This window comes from Bradyrhizobium sp. S69 (genome assembly GCF_009766005.1).
Taxonomy (GTDB): Bacteria; Pseudomonadota; Alphaproteobacteria; order Rhizobiales; family Xanthobacteraceae; genus Bradyrhizobium.
The window spans coordinates 40843-63669 of sequence record NZ_LMUK01000060.1 but is presented as its reverse complement, the minus strand read 5'-3'; the positions used below and the strand labels follow the sequence as shown (position 1 = coordinate 63669).

At 63.6% G+C, this 22827-nt stretch carries 22 protein-coding genes; 11 read left to right on the top strand and 11 right to left on the bottom strand.

Features of this window, described 5'->3' with window-relative positions:
• Positions 1-32 precede the first annotated feature (32 nt).
• The 3 genes from GSQ88_RS32000 to GSQ88_RS31995 all read left to right on the top strand — a co-directional run bounded on the left by GSQ88_RS32000 (position 33) and on the right by GSQ88_RS31995 (position 2876).
• Positions 33-518 carry a pyridoxamine 5'-phosphate oxidase family protein gene (locus tag GSQ88_RS32000; RefSeq protein ID WP_159012123.1) on the top strand — a complete coding sequence of 162 codons (486 nt, stop codon included), beginning with the start codon at positions 33-35 and terminating at the stop codon, positions 516-518.
• Positions 519-758 (top strand): hypothetical protein, encoded by a 240-nt coding sequence (locus GSQ88_RS35900; protein ID WP_246785174.1) that lies wholly within the window; start codon positions 519-521, stop codon positions 756-758.
• A 216-nt stretch (positions 759-974) separates the two neighbouring features.
• On the top strand, positions 975-2876 hold the full coding sequence (locus GSQ88_RS31995) for an OmpA family protein (protein WP_159012121.1): 1902 nt from the start codon (positions 975-977) through the stop codon (positions 2874-2876).
• Positions 2877-3204: 328 nt separating this feature from the next.
• Here the strand turns inward: GSQ88_RS31995 and argG are convergent, their stop codons facing one another.
• From argG to GSQ88_RS31965, 6 genes are all read right to left on the bottom strand, one after another.
• A complete protein-coding gene (argG, locus tag GSQ88_RS31990) occupies positions 3205-4542 on the bottom strand; it encodes an argininosuccinate synthase (RefSeq protein ID WP_159012119.1) in 1338 nt (445 codons plus the stop codon).
• Positions 4543-4671: 129 nt separating this feature from the next.
• Positions 4672-5448, bottom strand: a complete 777-nt coding sequence (locus GSQ88_RS31985) for a phosphatase PAP2 family protein (RefSeq protein WP_159012117.1) — start codon at positions 5446-5448, stop codon at positions 4672-4674.
• 223 nt (positions 5449-5671) lie between these two features.
• Positions 5672-6181, bottom strand: coding sequence for a hypothetical protein (locus GSQ88_RS31980; protein WP_159012116.1), 510 nt, complete (start codon positions 6179-6181; stop codon positions 5672-5674).
• A 164-nt stretch (positions 6182-6345) separates the two neighbouring features.
• On the bottom strand, positions 6346-7545 hold the full coding sequence (gene rlmN / locus GSQ88_RS31975; protein WP_159012114.1) for a dual-specificity RNA methyltransferase RlmN: 1200 nt from the start codon (positions 7543-7545) through the stop codon (positions 6346-6348).
• Between the two features lie 173 nt (positions 7546-7718).
• Complete coding sequence (locus tag GSQ88_RS31970) at positions 7719-8342, bottom strand: invasion associated locus B family protein (protein ID WP_159012112.1); 624 nt, start codon at positions 8340-8342, stop codon at positions 7719-7721.
• A 169-nt stretch (positions 8343-8511) separates the two neighbouring features.
• A complete protein-coding gene (locus GSQ88_RS31965; protein WP_159012111.1) occupies positions 8512-9357 on the bottom strand; it encodes an SDR family oxidoreductase in 846 nt (281 codons plus the stop codon).
• Between the two features lie 226 nt (positions 9358-9583).
• Between GSQ88_RS31965 and GSQ88_RS31960 the strand changes: the two genes are divergently transcribed.
• Both GSQ88_RS31960 and GSQ88_RS31955 read left to right on the top strand, forming a co-directional pair.
• A complete protein-coding gene (locus GSQ88_RS31960) occupies positions 9584-10558 on the top strand; it encodes an NADPH:quinone oxidoreductase family protein (RefSeq protein WP_159012109.1) in 975 nt (324 codons plus the stop codon).
• Positions 10559-10976: 418 nt separating this feature from the next.
• Positions 10977-11483 carry a hypothetical protein gene (locus GSQ88_RS31955; protein ID WP_159012107.1) on the top strand — a complete coding sequence of 169 codons (507 nt, stop codon included), beginning with the start codon at positions 10977-10979 and terminating at the stop codon, positions 11481-11483.
• 3 nt (positions 11484-11486) lie between these two features.
• Here GSQ88_RS31955 and GSQ88_RS31950 read toward each other — a convergent pair whose 3' ends face one another.
• Positions 11487-11867, bottom strand: coding sequence for a YkvA family protein (locus GSQ88_RS31950; protein ID WP_159012105.1), 381 nt, complete (start codon positions 11865-11867; stop codon positions 11487-11489).
• A 100-nt stretch (positions 11868-11967) separates the two neighbouring features.
• Positions 11968-12273 (bottom strand): 4a-hydroxytetrahydrobiopterin dehydratase, encoded by a 306-nt coding sequence (locus GSQ88_RS31945; protein WP_159012104.1) that lies wholly within the window; start codon positions 12271-12273, stop codon positions 11968-11970.
• A gap of 259 nt (positions 12274-12532) precedes the next feature.
• Between GSQ88_RS31945 and GSQ88_RS31940 the strand changes: the two genes are divergently transcribed.
• Positions 12533-13882 (top strand): TAXI family TRAP transporter solute-binding subunit, encoded by a 1350-nt coding sequence (locus GSQ88_RS31940; RefSeq protein WP_246785204.1) that lies wholly within the window; start codon positions 12533-12535, stop codon positions 13880-13882.
• 92 nt (positions 13883-13974) lie between these two features.
• Positions 13975-15525, top strand: a complete 1551-nt coding sequence (locus GSQ88_RS31935) for an alkaline phosphatase D family protein (protein ID WP_159012100.1) — start codon at positions 13975-13977, stop codon at positions 15523-15525.
• Positions 15526-15699: 174 nt separating this feature from the next.
• Here the strand turns inward: GSQ88_RS31935 and GSQ88_RS31930 are convergent, their stop codons facing one another.
• On the bottom strand, positions 15700-16086 hold the full coding sequence (locus tag GSQ88_RS31930) for a response regulator (protein WP_159012761.1): 387 nt from the start codon (positions 16084-16086) through the stop codon (positions 15700-15702).
• Positions 16087-16279: 193 nt separating this feature from the next.
• On the opposite strand from GSQ88_RS31930, the gene GSQ88_RS31925 reads away from it, so the two are divergent.
• From GSQ88_RS31925 to GSQ88_RS31915, 3 genes are all read left to right on the top strand, one after another.
• On the top strand, positions 16280-17035 hold the full coding sequence (locus GSQ88_RS31925) for a Crp/Fnr family transcriptional regulator (protein WP_159012098.1): 756 nt from the start codon (positions 16280-16282) through the stop codon (positions 17033-17035).
• A 268-nt stretch (positions 17036-17303) separates the two neighbouring features.
• A complete protein-coding gene (gene typA / locus GSQ88_RS31920; protein WP_159012096.1) occupies positions 17304-19127 on the top strand; it encodes a translational GTPase TypA in 1824 nt (607 codons plus the stop codon).
• Between the two features lie 158 nt (positions 19128-19285).
• Complete coding sequence (locus GSQ88_RS31915) at positions 19286-20539, top strand: flavin monoamine oxidase family protein (RefSeq protein WP_159012094.1); 1254 nt, start codon at positions 19286-19288, stop codon at positions 20537-20539.
• A 126-nt stretch (positions 20540-20665) separates the two neighbouring features.
• Here GSQ88_RS31915 and GSQ88_RS31910 read toward each other — a convergent pair whose 3' ends face one another.
• Complete coding sequence (locus GSQ88_RS31910; RefSeq protein ID WP_159012092.1) at positions 20666-21100, bottom strand: thiol-disulfide oxidoreductase DCC family protein; 435 nt, start codon at positions 21098-21100, stop codon at positions 20666-20668.
• Positions 21097-22005 carry an alpha/beta hydrolase family protein gene (locus tag GSQ88_RS31905; protein WP_159012090.1) on the bottom strand — a complete coding sequence of 303 codons (909 nt, stop codon included), beginning with the start codon at positions 22003-22005 and terminating at the stop codon, positions 21097-21099. The genes GSQ88_RS31910 and GSQ88_RS31905 overlap by 4 nt, the downstream gene beginning before the upstream one ends.
• A gap of 289 nt (positions 22006-22294) precedes the next feature.
• Here GSQ88_RS31905 and GSQ88_RS31900 point away from each other — a divergent pair, with 289 nt between their 5' ends.
• Positions 22295-22804, top strand: coding sequence for a GNAT family N-acetyltransferase (locus GSQ88_RS31900; protein WP_100384899.1), 510 nt, complete (start codon positions 22295-22297; stop codon positions 22802-22804).
• The last annotated feature ends 23 nt before the right edge of the window (positions 22805-22827 follow it).

Here is a 22827-nt window from a genome sequence, read left to right as displayed (position 1 = left end):
CAGAGCCGCTGTAAAAGCTGATGGAGCGAAACATGACCAATGACAATGCACGCGATGTAGATCGCGCCTGGGAACTAATGAAGAAGATCGGCTTCGCGATGCTGGTCACCCATGACGGCGACAAGCTTCGCGCGCGGCCGATGAGCGCGTTCCTGGAACGCGAAAATAATGCGATCTATTTTCTCACCGACGGGCGGCGTCACAAGGACGAAGAGATCGCGCGCAATCCTGGCATCAACCTGTCTTTTGCCAATGCCAGCGATCAGAAATATGTCTCGGTCACCGGTACCGCCGTGGTCTCCAATGATCGCGCCAAGATCAAGCAACTGTTTTCGACGCCCGCAAAAGCGTGGTGGGACAGTGCCGAGGATCCCAATATTCGCGTTCTGAAAATCGTGCCTGACGATGCCGAATTCTGGGACACGCCGGGCTCCGTTATCAGTTACGTGAAAATGGCGACCGCCGCCGTCACCGGTTCGCGGCCCGAGATTGGCGACAACCGCAAGGTCACGCTGTAGATGCCGATCGAGCCCCCCGAAATTCCGCCCGCGACGCCCGGCCATCCGACCGAACCGCCGCAAGAAAGTCCGCCGGGCAATCCTCGGCCGGAGATTCCGGTGCCGATACGCGAGCCCGGCGAATCACCGCGACCTGAGGAATTACCGGGCCAAATGCCGGAAGAGCTGCCGGTGCGCGGGCCGCCGGGGCCATCCGCGCCCAATCCTGCGGCTGACAAAATGTCGCAGGGGACGACGTAAGACTTCATGAAATCCTTCTTATGCAAGAAGTCCTTCTTATGAATGCGTCATGAATAATTGCGCATGCAAGCTGTTGCGCGAATGAAATAAATAGCGTCTGCGTTTTATCGTCCGCCACAATCCGGCCTAACGATTCGCCGTTGATCGGCACGCCGACGTTTTCGGCGAATGAAGAATCCTTACATCGCTCAGAACCTTTCCGGGGACTCACATCAAATGACACACCTTCGTCTCGTGCTGCTTGCCTCAACGGCGTTGACGGCGCTGCACTTCGTCAGCACGCCGTCGCACGCGCAAACCGCTCCGATCGTCGTTGCACAAGCTCAAGGCGAACTCGGTCCTGACGGAAAACCGAAGCAGCCGCCGAAGGGCGCGCCGCCACATGCCGCACCGCCCGCCGCCGCGCCACATCCCGCGCCGCCGCCGGCAGCCGCGCCGCATCCTGCGCCTGCTGCGCCTCCTGCCGCACGCCCCGCGCCTCCGCCTGCGCCGCCCCCGCATCCCGTGGCGCCGCCTCCGGCCGCGCCCAAGCCTGTCGCCCCACCCGTAGCCGCACCTCCGCCGCACCCGGCGCCGCCGGCCGCCCCGCCGCCGCACGCTCCGCCCCCTGCCGCAGCCCCGGTGCGTCCCGCGCCGCCCGCGGCAGCACCAGTGCCAGTTGCGCCAAAGCCGCCGATCGCCCCCAATGCGGCGCCCGCGGGACAGCCTCACGAGCACGAGCGGGAACGGCCCCCAGGAACCCCAGCAGCCCCAGGAACTCCGGGCACGCCGCCGAACGGTGTCAAAGCAGCGCCTGCAACGCCAAACGCTGCTCCCGCACCAGGTGCGGCACCAGCGGGTCAGCCGCACGAGCGCGAACGGCCTCCGGGAGCAGGTGCTCCGGGAACCGCTGCTCCTGCCGCTACGCCGCCAGTAGCCCCTGTGGCGCAGCCCCCGGCAGCCGCGCCGAACGCGGCCAGGCCTCCGGCCGCAGCCCCAAATGCGGCCCCCGCCGCGCCGGCGCCGAATGCGCCCGCAGGCCAAGGCGGACGCCCGCCTGGAGCCGGACCAGGACAAGGCGCTGGTGCTGGACCCGGCGGCGCGCCGTTCGCCCGTCACGCCCCGCCGACCGTCACTGCGCCTTTGCCGGCGGCGCCCGTGCCGGCCGCGGCCCTGACCCCGATTGCGCCGGGCGCCGCGCGCCAGGGGCCGCGCAACATGGATGGGTTCCGTGCCGACCGGCATGAAACCCAGGAAGGCGGCCGCACCGTCTTTACGGAGCCGGGCCGGGTCATTGTGGTCGATCCCAGCGGTCAGTCCTTCATCCGCCACGACGAGGATGAGCGCTTCCGTTACGGCGCGCGCGACATCCGGACCGAGCGGGTCGGCAACGAAAACCGCACCATCGTGATCCGTCCCGACGGCTCGCAGATCATCACCGTGGTCGGCGCCGACGGCCAGTTGCTGCGCCGGATCCGACGCGATCAGCAGGGCCGCGAGATCGTCATCATCGACAACAGCTACCGCGACCCCGGCGCGGTCGGCGGCTACTATGTCGACCTGCCGCCGCCGGTGATCAGCATTCCCTATGATCACTACATCGTCGACGCCGACGTAGCACCGCCCGACCTGATCTACGACACCATGGAAGCGCCGCCGGTGGAGCGGATCGCACGGCGTTATTCGCTCGACGAAATCCGCTACAGCCCCTCGGTCCGCCAGTTGATGCCGAGCATCGATCTCAACACCATCAACTTCGAAACCGGATCGTGGGAGATTCCGCCGGATCAGGCGGCGCGGTTGCAGTCGATCGCGGACGGGCTCAACCGGGCGATCCAGCGCAACCCGCGCGAGGTGTTCCTGATCGAGGGCCACACCGACGCGGTCGGCAACCCCGTCGACAATCTGTCGCTGTCGGACCGGCGCGCCCAATCGGCCGCCGAACTGCTGACCTCGCAGTTTGGCGTGCCCGCCGAAAACCTGACCTCGCAGGGTTACGGCGCGCAATATCTCAAGGAACAGACCGACGGGCCGAGCCGCATCAACCGGCGTGTCACCGTCCGCCGCATCACGCCTTTGCTCAACGGCGGAACGGCCTCGCTGCCGCCCCCGCCTCCCGGCACCGTGCCGCCGCGCTAAATTGCGGCGATCGACTGAAACGCAAAATGGCCGGGAGCAATCCCGGCCATTTTTGTTTGAGTTCGTCATTGCGAGCCAACGGGTCGGGCGAACGCCGCCCGATGACAGGCTCCGCGAAGCAATCCAGGGCTAAAGGCAAGGACTGGATTGCTTCGTCGCTTCGCTCCTCGCAATGACGGAATTCGTCGTCCCGGCCTCCGTGCCGGGACCCATACGCCGTGTCATCTCGTTTCGGCAGTGAAGCAAATGCCTTCTGCAATCACCAACGCCAGGGGTTATGGGTCCCGGCGCGCAGGCCGGGACGACATGCAGATGCGCCCCGCGCGCTTCAGCCCTTGTCGCTGTCGAGCTTGAATATCTCGGAACCTTCGCCGATCGAGAGCAAACCCGTCTGCGAATAGAGATCGAGCTTGGTGCGGGTGTCGGCGATGTCGAGGTTGCGCATCGTGAGCTGGCCGATGCGGTCGGCCGGTGTGAACGGTGCATCCTCCACCTTCTCCATGCTGAGCCGTTCCGGCGCATAGGTCAGATTGGGGCTCTCGGTGTTCAGGATCGAGTAGTCGTTGCCACGGCGCAGTTCGAGCGTCACCTCGCCGGTGATCGCACGCGCGACCCAGCGCTGCGCGGGTTCGCGCAGCATCAGCGCCTGGGAATCGAACCACCGCCCCTGGTAGAGCAATCGGCCAAGGCGCATGCCGCTGATCCGGTGTTGCTCGATGGTGTCCTCGTTGTGGATGCCGGTGAGCAGACGTTCGTAGGCGATGTGCAGCAGCGCCATGGCGGGCGCCTCGTAGATACCGCGGCTCTTGGCCTCGATGATGCGGTTCTCGATCTGGTCGCTCATGCCAAGCCCATGGCGGCCGCCGATGGCGTTGGCCTCGAGGAACAGCGCGACCGGATCGGCGAAGGTCTGGCCGTTCAACGCGACCGGCTGGCCCTCCGCAAAACGCACGACGACCTGCTCCGCCTTGACGTTGCAGTCGTCGCGCCAGAACGGCACGCCCATGATCGGATTGACGATCTTGATGCCGCTGTTCAGGCTCTCGAGATCCTTGGCCTCGTGGGTGGCGCCGAGGATATTGCTGTCGGTCGAATAGGCCTTTTCGGCGCTCATCTTGTAGGCGAAGCCACTGGCGGTCATGAACGCCGACATCTCGGCGCGGCCGCCCAGTTCGTCGATGAACTGCTGGTCGAGCCAGGGCTTGTAGATCCGCAGGTTCGGATTGGTCAGCAGGCCGTAACGGTAGAAGCGCTCGATATCGTTGCCTTTGAAGGTCGAGCCGTCGCCCCAGATATTGACGCCGTCTTCCTTCATGGCCGACACCAGCATCGTGCCGGTCACCGCGCGACCGAGCGGCGTGGTGTTGAAATAGCTGATGCCGCCGGTCGAGATGTGGAAGGCGCCGGATTGGATCGCGGCAATGCCTTCGTGCACCAACTGGGTGCGGCAATCCACCAGCCGGGCTTTCTCGGCGCCGAACTCCAGCGCTTTGCGCGGAATCTCGTTGTAGTCGGTCTCGTCAGGCTGGCCGAGATTGGCGGTGTAAGCAAAGACGCGGGCGCCCTTTTGCTTCATCCACAACAGCGCCGCACTGGTGTCGAGACCGCCCGAGAAGGCGATGCCGACTTTTTCGCCTTTGGGCAGACTTTTCAGGATCGTACTCATCAAACGTCCAATCGATCGAAAATTGTAAATGCCAAGCGTGGCTTGCAGGTCTTGGCCCGAGTGCGCGAATAACAAATTTCGCAGCCTTGGGCACGCGTTTAATGGCCGCTTGCCTAACAATGAGGTCGCTTAGGCGGAGGGAAGCGGGCCCACGTCGCGTCCGCGCCAGCGCTGCCGCATGCGGTAACCGGGCCAGGCGAACCGGGTCAGCGCGCGGTCGACGCCCTCATCGGTGAGGCGGGTACGAGGCCAGCGATAGATATAGCCATGGACCAGCCAGATCACCAGAAACGTCACCAGGCCGGCGGTCGCGACATCGGTGAAAAAGTGCCCACCGAACGCCATCCGGAGCACGCTGGTGGTCACCCCGAACAGGGTGGCGGCGCCCAGCGCCAACGGCCGCAGGGCCGGAGGCGCCAGTACCGCGGGCGCGATCGTCCAGAATGCGGTGGCGCCCTCGCCGGAGAAAAACGAACAGTTGCGCGCGCATGTGCCGCGCGGATCCCACCACGCCACGAACGGCTGGGGTCCGTTGAATTGCTCAACCACCACCGGACGCGGGCGGCCCCAATAAGACTTGAAGGTAAGGTTGGTGAGAATCCCCGCGGCCAGCAACAGCGTCACCAGCAGGAAGGCGATCGCGCGGCCTGACATCAGGAGCCGCCGCTCCGGCCAAAGCAGCTTGATCACCAGCGCCCCGAGGGCCGGCAGAGCGAGCCCCCACGCAATCCACATCGCGGCATCGCGTGCCAATGCGGCGGCGCCGTTGAGCTTCAGCGGAAACGAAGCGGTCGCCGGATCGTAAAACAGCGCCGCGAGTTTGAGATCGAACTCGGGATAAATCCCAAACAGCAGTTCGATCACAACCGTGAGCGCGAGGGCGATAAAAAGTCCAGTCCGGTTCATGGCGGGGGTTTAGCCGAGGGTGTTTGGGATGGGAAGAGGCGGAAAGTCCAGTCGAATTGCGGCCGTCATCCTGAGGATGCGCGCTCTTGCGCGCGTCTCGAAGGATGGCCGCAAACACCGTGCTGAACACCATCCTTCGAGACGCGGCGAAGACGCCGCTCCTCACGGGTGAACGCAATTGCGTTCATCCCGGGGATGACGTCAGAGATAGCTTCACAGGCTCTCAGGATGACGGCGGCCCGTCAATTTGCGGCCGCGAATGCGAGGGCAGCGGTGGGGGCGGCGTCAGCGGGCGCGGCGGCTCGCGCCAGGCGCCGGCGTTGCGGCCCGCGATCATCCAATAGACCACGCCGGCGACGATGCCGGCGCCGGTCATGATTTCGAGATGCCGCCGCACGATGCCTTCGAACCGGAACGTCGAGGTATCGAACGGCACCAGGCCGAGATAACAGGCAAGCCCGACGATGCCGCCGCCCACCGCGTAGGTCAGCGCGGCCCTGACATAGAAGGCTTCGGTGATCAGCACCACGATCATCGCCGGCAATAAGGCAAAGCCGCTGATGAAGATGAACCCGAAGCCGACGATGATGTTCAGCGTGCCGGGATCGACCGGACCTGCCCCGAGATCGCTGAATTCCGGAAACAGCACCGCGCCGACCACGATCATTCCCGCCACCAGACAGGCAGCGAGGAAGCCAAATAAAATGACGAACAAACGGCCGATCAGTGCCATGTATCAATCCGAAGCAACGTTTCGTGACCTCATCCTGAGGAGCGGCGTCTTCGCCGCATCTCGAAGGATGAGATGTTCAGGTGGCCATGGTTCGAGACGCGCGCACCGGACAGCGCAAGTGCGCTGCCGGAGAGCGCGCTCCTCACCATGAGGGCCCGTTGTTCTCAATCCGTCATCGCCATGGCGCGCAGCGCCTGGCGCTCGCGGGCCGACAATTTTTCGGTTTCCGATTTCAACTGGCCGCAGGCGGCGAGGATATCGCGGCCGCGCGGCGTGCGCACCGGCGAGGAGTAACCGGCGTTGAAGATATATTCCGAGAATTTTTCGATCTGGTCCCAGTCCGAGCACTCATACTTCGAGCCCGGCCACGGATTGAACGGAATGAGATTGATCTTGGCCGGGATGCCGTTCAACAGCTTCACCAGCAGCTTGGCGTCATCCATCGAATCGTTGACGCCTTTCAGCATGACATATTCGAAGGTGATGCGCCGCGCGTTCGACGAACCCGGATAATCGCGGCAGGCCTGCAGCAATTCGGCGATCGGATATTTCCGGTTCAGCGGTACCAACTCGTTGCGCAACTCGTCACGCACCGCGTGCAGCGAGATCGCCAGCATGACGCCGATCTCATCGCCGGTGCGGGCGATGTTCGGCACCACGCCCGAGGTCGACAGCGTGATGCGGCGCCGCGAAATGCCGACGCCTTCATTGTCGGCGACGATCAACAGCGCATCGCGCACCGCCTCGAAATTATACAGCGGCTCGCCCATGCCCATCATCACCACATTGGTGACGAGACGGCTGCCGGTCGGGGTCTCGCGGTCGGCCCAATCGTTGAGGCGATCGCGCGCCACCATGATCTGGCCGACGATCTCACCGGCGGTGAGATTGCGCACCAGCCGCTGCGTGCCGGTGTGGCAGAACGAGCAGGTCAGCGTGCAGCCGACCTGCGAGGAGACGCACAGCGTGCCGCGATCGGTTTCCGGAATGTAGACGCACTCGACTTCATGCGCCTTCTCGACCGCATCGCCGCTCGGCAGACGCAACAGCCATTTGCGGGTGCCGTCGTTGGAAATCTGCTCGGCCACCACTTCGGGCCGCGCCACGGTGAAATGCTGCTCGAGTTGCCCGCGCATGTCCTTTGAGATGCTGGTCATCTCGTCGAACGCCTTGGCGCCCCGGACATAGATCCAGTGCCAGAGCTGCGCGATGCGCATCTTGCGCTGCTGCGGGGGAACCCCGATCTCGCCCAGCCGCTCGGCGAGCTCCGCGCGCGACAACCCGACCAGCGACGGCTTGGCCGGCGGCACGTAGCTTTCGAGCGCGACCTTTTCCAGCGGCGCTATGGCAGTTGAGAGCGTCATAAAATCACACGAGATGGAGAACAATGTAGGGTGGGCAAAGCGAAGCGTGCCCACCGGCGGCGTCAATGGTGGGCACGGCGCAAGCGCGCCTTTGCCCACCCTACGATCTGCTACCAGATAAGGCTTTCGGGCCCCTCAAACAACGGCATTCTCTGGTTAATCCGTCCTAGCGCCTAGCGCCGGCAGTCCTGCGCGAGCCGGTCGAGCGCCTGGGCAAGGCCCTTCATCGAGAAGGTATCGATCGTCTCGGTGCCCTTGGCCGACACGCCCTTGACCACCACATCGGCGGACTTGCGCATCGCCTCGACCATCCGTTCTTCCTCGGCGGCGTTCTTGATCCAGAGCCCGTCGCCCTGGGTGTACATCGCATAGCTGCCGCCACCGACTTCCAGGGTCGATTCCGACCCCGGCTTTAGCGTGTAGCCGATCATGATCGACACTTCGTTGGTCACTTTTTCCGCCGGACGCGTCGAAACGAACGCATAGGCCGGATCGCGCGGACGATTGGCCGGATTGGTTTTCGACGAAGAGGGTTTTGCCAGCGCGAAACATACCTTCTTGCCGTTCGGCGTCGCGCTATAGGCGCCCCAGGTGCCGAACTGGCCGATCAATGTCGGCTCCACGCCACCGGTGACGGCAGCCGCCACGGTCGCTGCCGCCGGCTTGGCCGCCGCAGGCTTGGCTGACGCGGGATTAGCTTGCTTGGGAGAGGACGCGCTTTGCGCGTGCGCGGGGATCGCAACCCCGCACACCAGCAAACTCGCGACCACAATTGTCAGGATTCGCCGCACGGACATGACCTGATCTGGTTCCCTCATCATTGTGACCTGAAGATGGCCCGATAGCGTGTCGTCGCCCGACCGATGGATAGCGGGGAAATGCCTTTTTGGGAAGGTAGTTACGCCATCCTGTGAACATCGCATCCGCGGCCGCGGCGACGCCGGTGTGGCATCGTTCAAACCTGGTCTAACCGTCGCCTTTGGCGCGGCTTGCGCGATGCTTTTCCCATTGCGCATCGGTCCACTGCAACAGATCCTCGGCACCGGAACTGCGCAAATGCGCCCCGCCATCCTGCACCACCATCTCGCCATTGATGTAGCCGGCGGCGTCCGAAATCAGGAAGCTCGCGAGATTGGCCAGTTCGTGATGTTCGCCGGACCGCCCGAGCGGATTGCGCGATGCCCAGTTCCCGTCACGGCCTTCGGGGCGAAGCTGGCCCGACGCACCCGCGGTCGGAAACGCGCCGGGCGCGATCGCCACCAGGCGCACGCCCTTCGGCCCCCACTCCACCGCCAGGCTTTTGGTCATCGCCAAGACCGCCGACTTCGCCATCGCCGACGGCACCGTGAAGGCACGGCCAGTCACGGTCGACGTCGACAGGATGCTCAGCACCACGCCCTTGTGTCGGGCTTCGATCCAGCGTTTGCCGGCGGCCAGCGTGCAATACATCGTGCCATGCAAGGTCGGCGCGAGAATGGCGTCCACGGCGCGAAACGACATCTGCTCGGTCTGCGCGATGAAGGTCGCGGCCGCGTTGTTGATCAGCACGTCGATCGGCGCCTCGCGCCAGATCGTATCCATCATGGCATCGACCTCCGCGCCATCCCTGATATCGCACCGCGCCACCGCGACCTTGCCGCCGAGTTCGCTGCGCATCTGGCCCGCGGTCGCCTCCAGCAATTCAAGCCGGCGGCCGCAGATGATCAACTCGGCGCCAAGCTCGACAAAGCGACGTCCCATCGCCGCCCCCAGCCCGGAACCTCCGCCGGTGATCAGAATACGTTTTCCAGCGAGAAGATTTTTTTCAAACATCGTTTGAATCCTTTTCGTGGCATCCGTGCCCAATATCCGTCATTGCGAGCGCAGCGAAGCAATCCAGGGCAAAAAAGCAAGGACTGGATTGCTTCGTCGCTGCGCTCCTCGCAATGACGGAGGGGGCGATGCGTTCCAAAAAAAGCCGAATCAGATTGTAGCCCGGCATCAAATCCGGCATGAAGCATTCAGCTTCTTTTGTGCGTCCGAAACGTAAGGTGTGTCCATGAAAGCCATCCTCTGCTCGCAATATTGCCAACCCGACGATCTCGTGCTGGCCGATGTGCCCGATCCCGTCGCCGAGGCCGGCCAGGCCGTGATCGCGATCAAGGCGGCGGCGCTGAATTTCTTCGACATCCTGATGATCCAGGGCAAGTACCAGATCAAGCCGCCGTTTCCGTTTTCACCGGCGGCGGAAGTCGCAGGCGTGATCGAAAGCGTCGGCGCAGGTGTCACCGACCTCAAAGTCGGCGACCGCGTGGTGGCGTCCTGTGGCCACAATGGCGCGCGCGAAAAGATCGCGCTGCCGGCCAATTCCATCGTCAAGATTCCCGACAATCTGGATTTCGACCGCGCCGCCGGCATCATCATCATTTACGGCACCGCGCTGCACGCGCTGGAAGACCGCGCCAGCCCGAAGCCCGGCGAGACCCTGGCGGTACTCGGCGCCGCCGGCGGCACCGGTTTGGCGGCCTGCGAACTCGGCAGACTGATGGGCCTCAAGGTGATTGCGTGTGCGTCCTCTGACGAGAAGCTTGAATTCGCCAAGGCGCATGGCGCCGAACTCGGTCTGAACTACGCCAAGGAAGATCTGAAGGAAGGCTTGAAGCGGCTCACCGGCGGCAAGGGCGCCGATATTATTTTCGATCCGGTCGGCGGAACTTACGCCGAGGCGGCGCTGCGCGCGATCGCGTGGGAAGGGCGCTTCCTGGTGATTGGATTTGCCGCCGGCGACATTCCGAAGATGCCGCTCAATCTGGCGCTGCTGAAAGGCTGCGACATCCGCGGCGTGTTCTGGGGCCATTGGGCGCGGCTCAATCCGGAAAAGAACCGCGCCAATCTCGAGAAGCTCGTGAAGTGGACCGCGGAAGGCAAGATCTCATCGCATGTCGATCGCACCTTCCCGTTGGCGCAAACCGCCGACGCCTTGAAGGTGCTCGCGGGCCGCAAGGCGATGGGCAAGGTGATCCTGCATCCGTAACGGTCGCACGCGGGAGAACGTGGCGCTGCGAACGTCGTCCTCAAGCAACGGCCTTGCCGTCATCCCCGGGATGAACGTAATTGCGTTCATCCCGTGAGGTGCGCGCTCTCCCGGCAGCGCACTTGCGCTGTCCGGTGCGCGCCTCGAAGGATGGCCGCAAGCACAGAGCTGAACACCATCCTTCGAGACGCGCGCAACGGCGCGCTCCTCAGGATGACGTCGGTTGTACGGCTTCACCCAACCTTGCCCAAATGAAACCTAGATATCTCCCAAATCGCGCGGATCGGCGTCGTCTTTTGGGCCGATTCACCGCGCGATGCTGCTTTCCGTGACAGGGGGCGCTGGTGGGCGACGAAACTAGCGACAGCTGATGCGTCGAGCGCCCCCTCGTTACGCGATATAATGGGGAAGCATCACTATGACGGAGACCGCCAAGCGGGCTCGATCGGATGATCCGATCAAAAATGGATTCGGCAGATCGCGGGACGACTCCCGGTTTGCGCCCAAACCGGGCGCCCGATTCCGTAGAACGAAATTAAACCTGGAATCGGAGGATTCGCTGCCGCTGTTTCTTTCCGGCCCGACCGACGACGACAGGCCCACACCTTCTGGCAAATCCCGGGAACAGCACTTCGATGAAACAAGCGGGCGAACCTCGCCGGTTTCACGCGGCGTCATCACGACGGGACTTCTCGCGGCGTCCGCGGTAGCCGTTGCCTGTGTGATTTTCTCGCTGCAAGACCGCGACCGTCGCGCCGTGATCGCGCATGCGAGCGCTTCACTGACGCCCGAGCAACTGGCGCCGGTCGATCAGCCCCCGCCGACCCGCGAAGCGATCGCCGCCGCATTCAAGGCCGAGTTGCACAATCAGTTGAAGGTCAATCGGCCCGCGACGATTGCGCCGCCGTCCCCAGACCAGCCGTAAGCGTTACGAAATTTCTGCCTCGCCCGCGCCTCGCTTCAAGGCGGCGCGGGCGGCGTCGCGATGCTCCGGAGTGATGTGAGCCGCGACCAGCCGGATCGCGGTGGCCAGCACCGCTGCGTCATCGGTGAAGCCGAGCACCGGCAGCATGTCCGGGATGAAATCGAACGGCAGGATGAAATAAGCCAGCGCGCCGAGCAGCGTCGCCTGGACATGACGCGGCGTGTGTTTATCGAACGCGCAATAATACGCCGCGAGCAAATCCTCGGCGAACGGCAGTTTGGTCACCACGCGCTTGAACTTCACCCAGAAGCGCTTGCGGACGCTTTCGCGGTCTTTTGCCAGCCGGTCGGCCGGCTCAAATCCCATGGTGTGTTCGCTCGCCATCGCCCTTGCCCGGCTTTTCGAAAAGCCGCGCTAAATCGCCGCGGCCAACAGCCATAAAGCTGGGGACGTCGCGCCATCCTTGCAAGATCGCAAAACTGTCTCAGGCCACCCCGAGCTGGCCCGCGATCGCGTTCATGGCCTTGGCGAGTTCGATGTCGAGGGCGGTGACACCATCGGCGTCATGGGTGGCGAGCACGACCTCCACGGTCTTGTAAACATTACGCCATTCGGGGTGATGGTCGCTTTTCTCCGCCACCAAAGCGGCGCGCGACATGAACCCGAAGGCCTCGTTGAAATCCTTGAACGCAAAGGTGCGCGCAATGGCCTCACGGCCCGGCGTCTCGGTCCATCCGGGCAGGCCTTTGAGGGCCTGGTTTCGTGCCTCCGCCGACAGCCGTTCCGCCATAACGTTCTCCCATTCCACGTCATGTCTCACCCTAACACCGAAGGGGCGGCCCGGGATCCATCGCCCGGCCAGTAACCATGACATAGATGTAACCCACCGAAAGACCCGAAACTTGTTACAATCCCGGCCGTATTCCGTTGGCGGCGATGAAATCGATCCCGGCACATCAGCCAGGGATTTGTACCGAGGCTATAGCCATTCGATGACCGAAGGTCCGGACCTCGAACAGGTGCCGACATCGCGCCCCGGACCGCGGCCGATGACGTTCGTCATGCTGGCGGGTATCCTCGCCATCATCGGCACGCTCGCCGCCGCCTACTACTTCGCGACGCGGCCGGAGATCCTGCGAATCGCGGTCGGTCCGGCCAACAGCGACGACGTCAAGCTCGTCCATGCGCTGTCGCAGGGCTTTCGATCGCATGGCTACATCCGCTTGCGTCTGGTGCAGACCGATGGCGCGGCCGAGAGCGCGCAGGCGCTGGCCAACGGCAAGGTCGATCTCGCCATCATTCGCGGCGATCTCGACGTGCCGAAGAATGCGCAAGCCGTGGCGACGCTGCGCAAGAACGTCGCGGTGCTGTGGGTGCCGCCCGCCGCCAAGGGCAAAGGCAAGAAGGCCGGCCCGAAGATCACCAAGATCGCGCAGCTTGCCGGGCGCCGCGTCGGCGTCGTCGGCCGTACGCCTGCTAATGTCAATTTGCTCAAGGTGATCCTGCAGCAATACGGCATCGATCCCGCCAAGGTCGAGATCTCGCAATATCCGGCCAGCGAGATCGCCGAAGCGATCAAGAGCCAGAAAGCGGACGCCTATCTCGCGGCCGGACCGGTCAACAGCAAGATCACGACGGACGCGATCACAGCGTCCACGCATGACGGCGGCACGCCAACCTTCCTCGCGATCGATACCGCCGAGGCGATCGCACAAAACCATCCGAATTACGAAGCCGCCGACATTCCCGCCGGCGCCTTTGGCGGTTCGCCCGACCGGCCCGACGATGCGGTGAAGACGATCAGCTTCGCGCACCACATCGTCGCGCGAAAGGATATGTCGGATTCGACCATCGCCGCCTTCACCCGGCAATTGTTCGCGATCCGGCAGTCGGTGATGGCGGAGTTCCCGCTGGCGGCCAAGATCGAAACGCCGGATACCGACAAGGACGCGGCGATCCCGGTGCATCCGGGCGCCGCGGCCTTTGTCGACGGCGAGGAAAAGACCTTCCTCGATCGCTACGGCGATTACATCTGGTGGGGGCTGATGGGCCTGTCGGCGATGGGTTCCGCCGGCGCCTGGTTCGCGGGCTACCTGAAGAGGGACCAGCGTAACACCAATTCGACGCTGCGCGACCGGCTGTTGGAGATGCTGTCGGCCGCGCGCCAGAGCGATTCCACCGAAGAACTCGACCGCATGCAGTCCGAGGCGGACGGCATCCTGCGCGAAACGCTGCAATGTTTCGAGCACGGCGCCATCAACGAGGGCGCCTTGACCGCCTTCAACATCGCGTTGCAGCAGTTCCATAACGCCGTCGCCGACCGCAAGGCGCTGTTGATGAGCATGCCGCACAGCCTGCAACGGTCCGGCGCCCAGCTCCGGGCAACCGCGGCGCTGTAGACAAGCTTCGGCGTTGTAATCTCGCCGTCATCAAGTTTTCCTATAGCGGTTCCAAATCCCAATAGCGGCTCCATACTCGGCCGAGGCCTCGCATGACGATCAAAATTTCCCGCCGACGCTTCCTCTCGACCGCCACCGCGACCGGCGCCGGTCTCATCGCGATGCCTTATCTCAGCCGCGCCGCCGACCGGCCGCTGGTCACCCATGGCGTGCAGTCCGGCGATGTCAGTGTCGACGGTGGTGTGGTGTGGTCACGCGCCGACCGGCCATCGCAAATGATGGTCGAGGTCTCAACCACCGAATCCTTTGCCAATGCGCGGGCGCTGCCGCCGATCGCAGCGCTCCCAGAAAGCGACTTCACCGCGAAGATGCTGCTGGAAAACCTGCCCGGCGGACAGGACATCTTTTATCGCGTGCGGTTTCGCGACCTGTCGCATCCGGACGTTTCCAGCGAGCCGGTGGTCGGTCGCTTCCGCACCGCGCCCGCCGACCGCCGCGACGTCAGCTTCGTCTGGGGCGGCGACGTCGCCGGACAGGGCTGGGGTATCAATCCCGACGACGGCGGCATGGTCACCTACGCCGCCATGCACAAGCACCGGCCGGATTTCCTGATCCATTCCGGCGACACCATCTATGCCGACGGCATCATCAAGGAAGAAGTGAAACTCGCCGACGGCAAGACCTGGAAGAACATCACGATCCCGGAAAAGGCCAAGGTCGCCGAGACGCTCGACGAGTACCGCGCCGCGCACAAATATAATTTCCTCGACAACAATGTCCGCGCCTTCAACGCCGACGTGCCGATCTTCGTGCAGTGGGACGACCACGAGGTCACCAACAACTGGTCGATCTCCAAGCAGCTTCCGGATACGTACAAGGTGCGCGATATCTCGCTGCTCGCCGCGCGCGCTTCCCGCGCCTTTCACGAGATGTATCCGATGCGCGAGAGCATCGTCGAACCGGGCCGGGTCTACCGCACGCTGAATTACGGCCCGCATCTCGACGTCTTCATGCTGGACGAGCGCAGCTATCGCGGCGGCAACGGCCCGAACCAACAAACCACTTACGGCCCCGACGCCTACTTCATCGGCCCCGATCAGTTCGCCTGGCTGAAGCGCGCGTTGCTCAATTCACGCGCGACCTGGAAGGTGATCGCCTCCGACATGCCGCTCAGCCTGATCGTCTATGATGACGCCGCCAACAAAAAGGGCTCGGAAGCGTTCGCGCAAGGCGACGGCCCGCCGCGCGGCCGCGAGTTAGAGATCGCCGACATCCTGCGCTTCATCAAGACATCCGGCGTCACCAACACGGTGTGGCTGACCGCCGACGTGCACTACACCGCGGCGCATTACTACAGCCCCGACAAGGCGCAGTTCCAGGAATTCGAACCGTTCTGGGAGTTCGTCTCCGGCCCGTTCCATGCCGGCACGTTCGGACCGAACGAGCTCGACAATACCTTTGGTCCCGAAGTGAAGTTCGTCAAAGCGCCGGACGCCGGCAAGGAAAACCTGCCGCCGTCGGCCGGCTACCAGTTCTTCGGTCATGTGCAGATCGAGGGCAAGACCGGCCGCATGACGGTGACCTTGCGGGATCGCGCCGACGTCGCGCTGTGGTCGACCACGCTGGATCCGAAGCTGGGCTGAGCGAAAAATTACGGGCGTCATCCTGAGGGCCTGTGAAGCTATCTCCGACGTCATCCTGAGGTGCGCGCACTTTCTTGCGCGCCTCGAAGGATGGTGTTCAGCGCAGTGCGTGCAGCCATCCTTCGAGGCTCGCAAGAGCTCGCACCTCAGGATGACGGTGGAATTTCGAACCCATCAGCCACCCGCGCCGCCCCGTCGCAGCGCCGCCTCAAGCGCTTCGGTCGAACACGGTTTCGGCAGCCGTGGCCGATCGGAAAAGGCTGCGGGAATGCCGGCGGCGGTGTCGTAGCCAGTGACGAAGACGAACGGAATCTTCAGCGCGTCCAGCCGTTCGGCAATCGCAAAGCTCTTTTCACGGACCAGGCCGACGTCGAGCAGCGCAAATTGCGGTGGGCGATCGGCAATCAACTGAAGCGCGGTCGCCACGCTGGCGGCGGTCCGGACCGTCTTCACCCCCAGAGCAAGGATCGTGTCCTCGAAGTCGAGCGCGATGATCGGATCGTCCTCGACGAGCAACACGTCGTCGGGAACAGCAGGCATGCTGGGAGAAGCAGGTTCCATGATCTTGCCAGGTTGGATCAACGGGTTGGATTGGTCGAATAAATGGCCGTCCATTGCCGAAGCCTCACTGCAGCGCGCCCCAAGCGGTTCCCGAATTGAAACCACCACAGCCCATTTGCGTTGTCTGTTCACTTGTGCACACAGCAAATGAAATTCATCGGCTATCGTCGCCGCGGAAACACGGGAACTTGCGATGCCTGCGCTCAATCGATCCACCGCCGACGCCGACGACCGGCCGTTCAATAATCTGCTGCGGCGACTGAATCCGAGTGATTTTGCGCTGATCGCGCCGCATCTGACCCACGAAGAGGCCGCGGCCAATGAGCTGCTCTACAACCCCGGCGACGATGTCGGGACGGTCCATTTCCCCTGCGGGCCGAGCCTTGCGACCTTCATGGTCGCCAACGAGGATGGCCGCGACCTCGAAACCATTCTGGTCGGCCGCGAAGGGGCGGTCGGCGGCATTGTCAGCGAGGGCTATCTGCCGGCCTACACCCGGATCGTCGTCAAGTTCGGCGGACCGTTCGTGCGCCTCAGCGTCGGAAAACTGGAGGCCGCGAAGCTAAAATCCAACACCTTGCGCAACGTCTTCGCGCGCTATGCCGATTGCATGCTGGCGCAGATATTCCAGTCGACCGCCTGCAATGCGATCCATTCGATCGAGCAGCGCACCGCGAAATGGATCATTTCGGCGATGGAGCGCACCGACGGCGATAATGTCGTGCCGCTGACGCATGAACAATTGTCGACGCTGCTGGGGGTGGGCCGCAGCTACGCCAGCCGGGTCATCCAGGTGTTCAAGGCCGAGGGCGTGCTGGATACCCGCCGGGGCTCGATCCTGGTCCGGAACCCGGACGCGCTCCGGCTGCGGGCCTGTCGTTGTAACGAATCCGTCAAAAACCACTTCGAAGAGGTGTTGCGTGGGGTCTATCCCAGCGAGGAGACCTGATGCGGCCGGGTGCGGCCTCATTTTGAGGCGAAAATCGGTCAATCAATCTGGCAACAAATCATTGATTTTTGGCGTTTTCTGACTATATTGCGCTGCAACGCGTAGGGTTTGCCCGGTCCTTTTGGCCGGGCTTCCTTTTTGGGGCGGTGAGCGCCCTGCGAATTTCAGGTTTTCTTGAGCGTGATCCGGAAAAGTGGGTCCCGGTTTTCCGGTGAGATCGTGCTCCAGCCGTGGCCTGGACTGAATAGGCCTAGTCAGAAGAAGAGCTATGAACCTTCGTAACATCGCCATCATCGCCCACGTCGACCACGGCAAAACCACTCTGGTCGACAAGCTGCTCCAGCAATCCGGCACCTATCGTGACAACCAGCGCCAGGTCGAGCGCGCGATGGATTCCAACGATCTGGAGCGCGAGCGCGGCATCACCATTCTGGCCAAGTGCACCTCGGTGCATTGGCTCGACACCCAGATCAACATCGTCGACACCCCGGGCCACGCCGATTTCGGCGGTGAAGTGGAACGCATCCTGTCGATGGTCGACGGCGTGATCGTGCTGGTCGACGCCGCCGAAGGTCCGATGCCGCAAACCAAATTCGTGGTCGGCAAGGCGCTCAAGCTCGGCCTGAAGCCGATCGTCGCCATCAACAAGGTCGATCGTCCGGACGCCCGCATCACCGAAGTCGTCAACGAAGTGTTCGACCTGTTCGCAGCGCTCGACGCCACCGACGATCAGCTCGACTTTCCGATTCTGTACGGATCGGGCAAGAACGGCTGGATGGGAATGACACCCGATGCGTCCCACGACGCCGGCATGCAGCCGCTGTTCGATCTCGTGATCAAGCACGTGGCGCCGCCCGTGGTCGAAGAAGGCCCGTTCCGGCTGCTCGGCACCATCCTCGAGGCCAACCCCTATCTCGGCCGCATCATCACCGGCCGCATCGCATCCGGCTCGGTCAAGCCGAACCAGGCGGTGAAGGTGCTGTCGCGCGACGGCAAGGTGGTCGAAACCGGCCGCATCACCAAGATCCTCGCCTTCCGCGGACTTGAGCGGCAGCCGGTCGAATTGGCTGAAGCCGGCGATATCGTCGCCATCGCGGGCCTGCCCAAGGGCACCGTGGCCGACACCTTCTGCGATCCGAGCGTCGAGACGCCGATCCAGGCGCAGCCGATCGACCCGCCGACCGTGTCGATGTCGTTCATCGTCAACAACTCACCATTGGCCGGCACCGAAGGCGACAAGGTTACCAGCCGTCTGATCCGCGACCGCCTGTTGCGCGAGGCCGAAGGCAACGTCGCGCTGCGCGTGGTCGAGGCTGCCGACCGGGATTCGATGGAAGTATCGGGCCGCGGCGAATTGCAGCTCGCGATCCTGATCGAGACCATGCGCCGCGAAGGTTTTGAACTGTCGGTTTCGCGTCCCCGCGTGGTGTTGACCAAGGACGAGAATGGTCAACTGCTGGAGCCGGTCGAGGAAGTCGTCATCGACGTCGATGAGGAGTTCTCCGGCGTCGTCGTGCAAAAGATGAGCGAGCGCAAGGCCGAGATGATCGAGATGCGCCCGTCCGGCGGCAATCGTCTGCGGCTGGTGTTCTACGCGCCGACCCGCGGCTTGATCGGCTATCAGGGCGAACTGATGACCGACACCAAGGGCACGGCGATCATGAACCGCCTGTTCCACAACTACCTGCCCTACAAGGGCGACATCCAGGGCCGCCGTAACGGCGTGCTGATCTCCAACGACCAAGGCGAGGCGGTGGCCTACGCCATGTTCAAGCTGGAAGATCGCGGCCCGATGATGATCGAGCCGGGCTGGAAGGTCTACAAGGGCATGATCGTCGGCGAGCACACCCGCGACAACGATCTTGAAATCAACATCCTCAAGGGCAAGCAGCTCTCCAACATTCGCACCACCTCCAAGGACGAAGCGGTGCGTCTGACCCCGCCGATCCGGATGACCCTGGAAAAGGCGCTGGCCTATATCGAGGAAGACGAACTGGTCGAAATCACCCCGAAATCGATCCGCCTGCGCAAGCGCCACCTCGACGCCAACGAGCGCAAGCGCGCGGAGAAGACCAAGGAAGCGGTGGCGTAAGGCGACCGCTAGAATCGAACACAGATACCGTCATGGCCGGGCTTGTCCCGGCCATCTACGTCTTGGATACTGGGAAAGTAAGACGTGGATGCCCGGGACGTCTGCGCAAAGACGCGCTTTGCGCTTTAGCCCGGGCATGACGAAACGATAGACGCCCTATGTCCCTTCCCTCCTCCATCGATGTCGCCATCATCGGCGCCGGCGCCGCCGGCATCGCCGCTGCGCATGCGCTGCAAAATTCCGGTCTCTCCGTCATCGTGCTCGAAGCGCGCGACCGGGCCGGCGGCCGCGGCCATACCATCATGGCGGCGCCCGGCATCGCCTTCGACCTCGGCTGCGGCTGGTTGCATTCGGCCGACAAGAACCGCTTCGTCACCATCGCCGAACACCTGAATTTCGAGATCGACAAGACCCGCCCGCCGTGGCGCGAGCAGAGTTTTGATACCGGGTTTGCGCTCGCCGAGCGGATGGATTTCATCCGGGCGCTCGACGCGTTCTATGACCGCGCCGAGCAGGCTGCAAAGACGGCGATCGCGAGCGGCCACGATCCGGCGGCGAACGACTATCTGGAGCCCGGCAACCGCTGGAACCCGATGATCGATGCGCTCTCGAGTTACATCAATGGCTGCGAGCTCGATGCCGTCTCCATCCTCGACATGGACGCCTATGAGGATACCGAGATCAACTGGCGCGTACGCAACGGCTATGGCGCCATGATCGCGGCCTATGGCGCCTCGTGCCCGCTGGCGCTCAATTGCGACGTGAGCCTGATCGATCATTCGGGAAAGCGCCTGCGGATCGAGACGTCGCTCGGCACGCTGGAGGCCGGCAAGGTCGTCGTCACCGTGCCGACCAATCTGATCGCCGACGAAGCCATTCGCTTTCACCCCGCGCTGCCCGCAAAAGTCGACGCCGCGATCGGTCTGCCGCTCGGCCTCGCCGACAAGGTGATGCTGGCGCTGGACCAGCCTGAAGCGCTGCCGAAGGACGGCAGTCTGCGCGGCGCCACCATGCGCACCGCGATGGGCAGCTACCATTTGCGGCCGTTCGGACAAGCCGCCATCGAAGGCTATTTCGGCGGAAGTTTTGCGCGCGAATTGGAAGACGCCGGCCCCGGCGCCTTCGCCGCGCAAAGCATCGACGAGATCGCAGCCCTGCTCGGCAATGATTTTCGCCGCAAATTAAAACCGCTGGCGGAATCGCGCTGGGCTCACGACCCCTACGCGCGCGGCTCCTATTCACACGCACTGCCCGGCCACGCCGGAATGCGCGCGGTGCTGGCCGCGCCGGTGGATGGCCGATTGTTCTTTGCCGGAGAGGCCACCTCGCCGAACTTTTTCTCGACGGCGCATGGGGCAAGAGACTCAGGCGAGCGGGCGGCCGGGGAAGTGATCGCTTCGATGAAGGGATAAGCCGTCATTGCGAGGAGCGCAGCGACGAAGCAATCCAGTCTTTCTTTGCGGCCTTGGATTGCTTCGCGGAGTTTATCATCGGGCGGGCGTTCGCCCGACCCGTTGGCTCGCAATGACGGATGGAGCCTACTCTAGCACCCTCGCCCTCATCGCCGCGTCGGGCAAAAAGCATTCCTCGTACTTCCCGAATATCCGATAGCGATTGCGCGCGACGAGACTGTAGACGGCGTTGCGCAAAAACTTCGGCACCAGCCGCAACGCGCGCGCCCATCGCCAGCCTGGCAGACTGGACAGCACCGTCAGCGCCGCGTCGGATTTGAAATACGCGACGCCACCATGGATCACGGCGTTGGTATCGGGGTCATGGGGATCGATGCCGAAGGCCTGCGCCAGCCGCGTGCCATAGCCGGACTGGATCGCGGTGAAGCGAAAGCGCGTTTGGGTGTCGCGCGCGGCGATGAAGCGGATCCAGCGCGAGCAGAACACGCAGACGCCGTCGTAGAGAATTACATCATCATCCGGCCATTGGTTCGATGCGCCCAAAACCGCCGCCTCCTTCATTTTTTCTTGGCCGATTTCACGGCGCCCGCCTTGATCGCGGCATCCAGCACCGGACCGAAAACTTTTTCTCCGCCATCGCTCTCCGCCAGCCAGTGCCCCTCGCCGCCGAACGCCGGCAGCACGCGAAAGTCGACCTTGTCGCCGCCGGTGCGGAAGGCGTCGGCCATCTGCTTCGAAATATCAGGCGAGAAGTAGCTGTCATTGCCCGCCACCAGCCAGATCACCGGCACCCGCGCCTCGTCGCCGAATTCGCGCGCCGATGCGATCAGCGTGTGCGGCGCGCAGACCTGATTGGGTGCGTCATTGGCATGGCCGCCGCGTCCCGGCGCGAAGGCGATGATCGCCGAGATGAGCTTGGGGTCTTCGCCGGCCATCGCCAGCGCGCCCCACGCGCCGGCCGAGTGCCCGACGATGATCGTGCCGTCGTGCCGGACAAAGTGCTGGCCGAGCAGATAGTCGAGCGCGGCCTTGATCGAATCCGCGGTCGCATAGCCGGACCTCGAATAATTGGCCTCGTCGCAGCCGCCTTGGTCCTCGAGATATTTGCCGCCGGTCGCGCCATGGCCGGGCCGCTCCGGCACCAGCACGGCGTAGCCCCGCGCCACCAGATACGCGGTCAGCGCGCGGTATTCCGGCTGCGGCGTTTGCGCGCGGCGCAGCACATTCTGCGTCGAGGCATGCGCAATCACCGCCAGCGGAAACGGTCCATCGCCGGGAGGGCGAAACAGCAGCGCGTGCGCCGCGAGGTCGCCATCCGGCGACGGCACCAGCCATTGCTGCTTGCGGGCCGGCTCGCCTTCCGCGCCCTGCGCGCCGAGGCCTGCTTGCGCTTGCGCGCCATGGATACCGGCAAAAGCGAGCGTGACGAGTGCAACTAGCGCGAAGAGGGCCTTGAACAATTGCATGAATTTACCTTGAGGCGAGGGAGCACCGGAATGGAGCGGCCGGAATAGGCAATCGGCCGGCACACTAGCGGCGGCGAATCAAATCGGCGCATTTTTTCGTGAAGGCTCCCCGCCCAAAACGGGATTTGGCCGCCGATGCACCGCCAACTGGCAGCCAATGGCCCCTTGGGGCGCCCCGTTGTCCTTTTTCGGTACAGCGAATGGAAAAACTGATGCAAGAAATCCACAGGTTAACCGATAATTAAGGATGGACCTTGAAGACGGCGCGCTGACTTGCTTTGATTAGGTCATGAGCACAACCCTGATCGAGGTTCGACCGGCCAAAGCTGCGGACGCAGCCGCGGTGGCGTCCACCCATGACGAAGCCTGGCGCTCGGCCTATCAGGGCATCATTCCCGGTGCCGAGCTGGAGAAGCTGATCAACCGCCGCGGTCCGCAATGGTGGGACAGCGCGATCCGCAAGGGCAGCCGCGTCAGTGTGCTGGTGTTCGGCGACAAGGTCGCAGGCTACGCCAACTATGGCCGTAACCGCGCCCGTAGCCTGCACTTCGAGGGCGAGATCTACGAACTTTACCTTCGCCCGGAATTCCAGGGCCTGGGCTTCGGCCGCCGGCTGTTCACCGCCGCCCGCCGCGACCTGCTGCAAAGCGGCCTGAAAAGCATGGTGATCTGGGCGCTCTCCGACAACGATCCGGCGACGGAGTTTTATCGTGCCCTCGGCGGCCGCATGGTGGCGCGCTCGTCCGAGAAGTTCGGCGCCAAGTCGCTCGACAAGGTCGCCTTCGCCTGGACCAACTAACTCCAGGCTTTTTGCTACGATTG